The following is a 5632-nucleotide window of genomic DNA, read 5'->3' as shown; positions in this document are numbered from 1 at the left end:
ACCAGCGTAGAGCGAAAAGGAATCCAGTATTACCGCACACGGATTCTGGACGCCGATGGAAAGCAGGTCAGCCTGTACGCGACAACCTGCGAGGAACTTTACGAGAAGCAATTAGCGGCAAGACGCCAAGTGCAGGAGATCCTCTTTCACCGCCAGCATCCGACCGTTGAGGAGTATTGCGAGAAATGGCTGATGATGCAGTCAGCAAAAGTTTCGGCAGCCACTTTGAAAGGATACGCCTCCAACATGAGGAACTACGTCATCAAGCCGATGGGCGATATGTATATGGAGGAAGTGACGGCGGATGACATCCGGCTGGCGCTGGTGCCGCTGTCCAAGAAGTCAGAGGGCCTGTATAACAAAGTGAATATGCTCATCAAGTGCGTTTTCTATTCGGCGGAGCGCAGCCAGCTCCTTGAAGATAACCCCTGTGCTGGAATATCAGGTAAGGGCGGTAAGCCGGCACAGAAGAAGGAGGCCCTGAGCGACCAGCAGGTTGCGGTACTTCTGGAGACCATCAAAGGATTGCCGCCTTATCTCTTTGTGATGATCGGCCTATATGCTGGCCTGCGTCGGGAAGAAGCCCTTGCCCTCCAATGGGATTGCGTGTTCCTGGATGTTCCCACTCCGTACATTTCGGTACGGCGGGCTTGGCGGGCAGAACACAACCGGCCGGTGATCTCTACGGTTCTAAAGACCAAAGCGGCCCGGAGAGACATTCCCATTCCCAAGTGTCTGGCTGACTGTCTGCGGGAAGCGAAAGCAACCTCTACGTCTGACTATGTGATTGCTGACAGCGAGGGCCAGCCCCTGTCTTACTCACAGTTCAAGCGAGTGTGGCAGTACATTGTTGTCCGTTCCACCAAGGAGCGCACCTATTATAAATATGTGAACGGACAGAGTATCAAGTACACGGTAAAGCCGACGCTGGGAACCAGCCAGAAAAATAACCCCAGGATCGTCTATACCCTGGATTTTGAAGTGACGCCCCATCAGCTCCGGCACACCTATATTACAAATTTGCTTTATGCAGGCGTTGACCCCAAGACGGTCCAGTACCTTGCCGGACATGAAAACAGCAAAACAACTATGGACATTTATGCAAAGGTCAAGTACAATAAGCCCGAAGAACTTTTTGACGTAGTAAATCAGGCGCTTCACCCATCCGGCACCGCAGATAATGCCGCCGGTTGATTGGGTTAAGGGGTAGGACAACCGGGAGCCGTTACCTCAAAAAAGCCCGTAAAATCAAGGGAAAACGGCGCTAAAACGATAGCAGTACGGCCTCAAGGCTGCCCGCCGCGCTCCCCAGTTCAGCAAGCGCTGAGTTTATCTGCAAGTTTTCAAAATGCCGCCCGGAACGGGCGGCATTTTTTTACGCTCTTTCGGACTCCGGCTCCGGGCGGGGCGGTTCTGCCGCCCTGAGCATTAGAAAAGAAGGGGGCGCTCCGGGTCTCCAGCCTACTGACGCTCTACGACCACAGTGAGCAGGCAGAGATCTTCGCTGCCGGTGTTGATGATGCTGTGTTCGGAACCCCGCTTGCAGATATGGCAGCAGCCCGCGGACAGAGCCTCCTCCGCCCCGTCGCAAATGGCCGTTCCAACGCCGGAGAGTACATAATTGATGTCGTCGCTGGTTTCATGCCTGTGCAGGCCGATAGAGCCGCCGGGACGGATGCGGCAGGGGATAATTTTCCCGTCCTCCCCCATATACATCCTTGCGCATACCTCACCGGTGCCGTGATTCATGCCCGTAACAGTCCGTTCCGGGATATCATGAAAGCGAATTAACATATTGTATGCCTCCTCAATATTATATCAGCATTATATCAGTTCCGCGCCCAAACAGCAGGATTCTTTCAGGGCGACCGCCGGCGGTTTAATCGGGATAACAGGGCCTGCGCAGCCCGCGGACAGTCCCGGCATTGCGTGGGGGCGTGTCTCCGGGGGACGCGGGCGTCACAGATACCGACCGGTGATGCTGTCCCTGCTGCCGCGGATTTCCTCCGGCGTCCCGCAGGCCACAATCCTGCCGCCGTCCTCACCGCCGCCGGGCCCCATGTCGATGATATAGTCTGCGTTTCGGATCACATCCAGGTCGTGTTCAATCACAACCACCGTGGCGCCGTTTGTAATCAGCGTCTGGAATACCCCCAGGAGGACCTGCACGTCCAGAGGATGAAGCCCGATAGTGGGTTCGTCAAAGACAAAAATGGAGCCGGACTGCGCCCTGCCCATCTCGCTTGCCAGCTTGAGCCGCTGGGCCTCGCCGCCGGAGAGGCTGGGAGTCTCTTCTCCCAGGGTGAGATAGCCCAGGCCAAGGCGCTGCAGTACCTGCAGCCTGGGGGCCACGGTCTTCATATCCCTGCAAAATTCAATGGCGGCGTTGATGTCCATGGACATAAGCTCCGGCAGGGAGCGGGACTGCCCCGCCCTGTTGGTCAGCCTGACACTGTGGGCCGCTTTTGCATACCGGGAGCCGCGGCACTCCGGGCAGGGGATCTCCACGTCCGGCAGGAACTGCACATCCAGACTGATGGAGCCTGTTCCGTCACAGACAGGGCAGCGGAGTGCGCCGGTGTTATAGGAGAAATCGCCGGCCTTGCAACCCTGCTGTTTGGCGTCCGGCGTCCGGGCGTAGAGCTTGCGAAGCTCATCGTGCACATTGGCGTAGGTGGCCACAGTGGAGCGGACGTTGACGCCGATTGGGGTGGCGTCAATCAGCTTGATCTGCTCGATGCCGGGGGCATCAATGGAGCGGATATGCCCCGGCAGCCGCCCGCCCCTGGCGACCGCATCCACGGCGGGCACCAGGCTCTCCAGCACCATGGTAGTCTTGCCGGAGCCGGAAACCCCTGTGACAACGGTCAGCCTGCCCTTGGGGATCTTCACGTCCAGGGGCTTTACCGTATGGATTGGACCGGTGGAGAGGGCGATGGTCCCCTCTGAAAACAGGGCCTGGCGCTCCGTACGCTGCGCCCGCACCACATCCGCCCTGCCTGCCAGGAACGGGCCGATCCGGGACGCCTTGTTCTGCTGAATCTCGGCGATGGTGCCCTCCGCGATGACCTGGCCGCCCTCTGCGCCTGCCTGGGGCCCCATTTCAATCAGCCAGTCGGACGAGCGCAGGATCTGCGTGTCGTGGTCCACCAGGACGACGGAGTTTCCGTCCGCCACCAGATCGCGCATGACGCCGTTCAGGCCCACGATATTGGAGGGGTGGAGGCCGATGGAGGGTTCGTCCAGCACATAGAGCACGCCTGTGGTCCTGTTCCGCACCGCGCGGGCAAGCTGCATCCGCTGCCGCTCCCCGGTGGAGAGGGTGGAGGAGGCTCTGTCCAGGGAGAGATAGGAGAGCCCCAGATCCATCAGCCGCTTGGCGGGGCCCTGGAAGGACTCGCAGATGCTGTTTGCCATGGGGCGCATCTCGCCGGGGAGGGAGGACGGAACTTTCCCCACCCAGGCGAACAGGTCCTTCAGCGTCATCCTGCAGGCCTCATCCAGAGAGATTCCCTGCAGCTTCGGCGCCCGGGCAGCGGGAGAGAGCCTTGTGCCCCCGCACTCGGGGCAGATATCCTCTTTCAGGAACTTCTCCACCCGCTTCATGCCCTTCTCGTCCTTGACCTTGTTCAGAGCGTTCAGCACGGTGGCCGTGGCGCTGTAATAGGTGAAGTCCATCTCGCCGGCAGTGAGGCTCTCCTTGTTCTTCGGCTTGTAGAAGATGTGCTTTTTCACCATAGGACCGTCATAGACGATCTCCTTCTCCTCCTCCGTCAGATCCCGGAAAGGCACGTCCGTCCTGACGCCCATGGCCCGGCAGACGTCTGTCATCAGGGACCACATAAGGCTGTTCCAGGGGGCCACCGCTCCGTTGTCGATGGTCAGGCTCTCGTCTGGGATCAGCGTGGATCGGTCCACGGTCCGCACCGTCCCCGTGCCGCCGCAGCACTTGCAGGCGCCCTGACTGTTAAAGGCCAGCTCTTCCGCGGACGGCGCGTAGAAATGGGCGCCGCATTCGGGGCAGACCAGCTCCTGCCCCGCTGCGACGGCCAGGGACGGCGGGAGATAGTGGCCGTTGGGGCAGCGGTGGCTGGCGAGCCTGGAGTACATCAGCCGCAGGCTGTTCAGAAGCTCGGTCCCGGTCCCGAAGGTGGAACGGATGCCGCCCGCTCCCGGCCGCTGGTGCAGGGCCAGCGCGGCGGGAACGTACAAGACCTCGTCCACGTCCGCTCTGGCCGCCTGGGTCATCCTGCGGCGGGTATAAGTGGACAGGGCGTCCAGGTACCGCCTGGACCCCTCGGCATACAGCACGCCCAGGGCAAGGGAGGACTTGCCGGAGCCTGAGACGCCGGCAATCCCCACGATTTGATTCAGCGGGATGTCCACGTCAATATTCTTCAGATTGTGTACGCTGGCGCCCCGAACGCGGATCTTCCGTGGAATTTCCTTTTCCTGGCACATAGAGACAGATACATCCCTTTCCAAATTATATTCCGATTTTCCGGTGTGCGGCGTCCAAGCTGCGGCGCAGGCCGCCTGAGGCCGCATTTTTCTCCATTGTACTAGGAAATGATATGTTTGGCAACAGAAAGGCGGGCTTAGTCCTCCTGGGAGGCCTTTTTGACAAATCGAAAGCGGATGATGGAAAAGAGGGGGAAAGAAGGGCTTGTATTGCGGCGGCGGTTTTGCTACTATGAAATTACAGCCGTATCCCAGCTGCGGCGGGATACGAAAAAAAGAAAAGGTGGTATGCTCAAATGAAGGGAAAAAAGAAGCTCCTCACGCTGCCCCTGGCCGCGGCTATGGTCCTGAGCCTGACGGGGCCGGCCCTGGCCGCGGAAGAAGCGGCCAGCCCGGAGGAGAGCGCCAGGGCGGCCTTTACCGACGTGGCGGACAACGTTTGGTATGCCCCCGCCGTCTCCTATGTGACGGAGAAGGGCATCATGAACGGCACGGGCGAAGCGCGCTTCAGCCCGGACATGACCGTCACCCGCGGCATGGTCTATCAGACTCTGTACAATATGGCCGGCAAGCCCGCCGTGGCTGAGGCGGCCACGTTTTCCGACGTCTCCGGCCGGTGGTACGCCGATGCCGCCGCCTGGGCGGAGGACGAGGGCCTGACGTCGGGCACCGGTCAGGGCGTCTTTGACGGCGAGCGGGCCATGACCCGGCAGGAGCTGGGCAAGGTCTTTGCCGATTATGCGGACGCCCAGGGCGCGCACGCGGCCAACGCCGATCTGAGCACCTATGCCGACGCCGCCTCCGTGGCCGACTGGGCCAGGGACGGCGTGGAGCGGGCCGTGGCGCTGGGCCTCCTCTCCGGCAGCCAGAACAGGCTTAACCCCACTGGCACTGCCCAGCGCTCCGAGCTGGCCCAGCTTCTGATGAACTTCGGCTCTCTCAGCCTGGAGAGTCCCGCCGAGGCGTACATCCAGGCCCATGCCGATGACTTTTTCCTCACCGGCAAGACGGAGTACACCATCCAGGGCATGATGGTCTCCAGGGAGATCAGCTTCCACAACGATCTGGAGAACGTGGACTACACCGTCACCGACGACGGCGAGAGCGTGGTGCTCAAGGGCACCGTGGGGGAGCAGTGGGTCACCAAGATTGACAAGGTCATCGAGACCTA

Annotated in this window: 4 protein-coding genes; 2 read left to right on the top strand and 2 right to left on the bottom strand. The window is 60.4% G+C overall.

The genetic code is table 11. The features are described 5' to 3' along the window. The first annotated feature begins 21 nt into the window (after nucleotides 1–21). On the top strand, nucleotides 22–1194 hold the full coding sequence (locus Q0K06_RS13560) for a site-specific integrase (protein WP_294553605.1): 1173 nt from the start codon (nucleotides 22–24) through the stop codon (nucleotides 1192–1194). A gap of 267 nt (nucleotides 1195–1461) precedes the next feature. Here Q0K06_RS13560 and Q0K06_RS13555 read toward each other — a convergent pair whose 3' ends face one another. Together Q0K06_RS13555 and Q0K06_RS13550 are read right to left on the bottom strand one after the other, a co-directional pair. Continuing rightward, on the bottom strand, nucleotides 1462–1794 hold the full coding sequence (locus tag Q0K06_RS13555) for a cupin domain-containing protein (RefSeq protein WP_294553602.1): 333 nt from the start codon (nucleotides 1792–1794) through the stop codon (nucleotides 1462–1464). A 165-nt stretch (nucleotides 1795–1959) separates the two neighbouring features. After that, on the bottom strand, nucleotides 1960–4461 hold the full coding sequence (locus Q0K06_RS13550) for an excinuclease ABC subunit UvrA (RefSeq protein WP_294553596.1): 2502 nt from the start codon (nucleotides 4459–4461) through the stop codon (nucleotides 1960–1962). Between the two features lie 296 nt (nucleotides 4462–4757). Here Q0K06_RS13550 and Q0K06_RS13545 point away from each other — a divergent pair. After that, nucleotides 4758–5632, top strand: an 875-nt coding sequence (locus Q0K06_RS13545; protein ID WP_294553588.1) for an S-layer homology domain-containing protein, incomplete at its 3' end; no start/stop codon positions are given.

Source organism: uncultured Pseudoflavonifractor sp., assembly GCF_944387805.1.
In the GTDB taxonomy this organism is placed as follows: domain Bacteria; phylum Bacillota; class Clostridia; order Oscillospirales; family Oscillospiraceae; genus Pseudoflavonifractor.
Note: the sequence above shows the minus strand (reverse complement) of the source record. Positions and strands in the feature narration are given on the sequence as shown.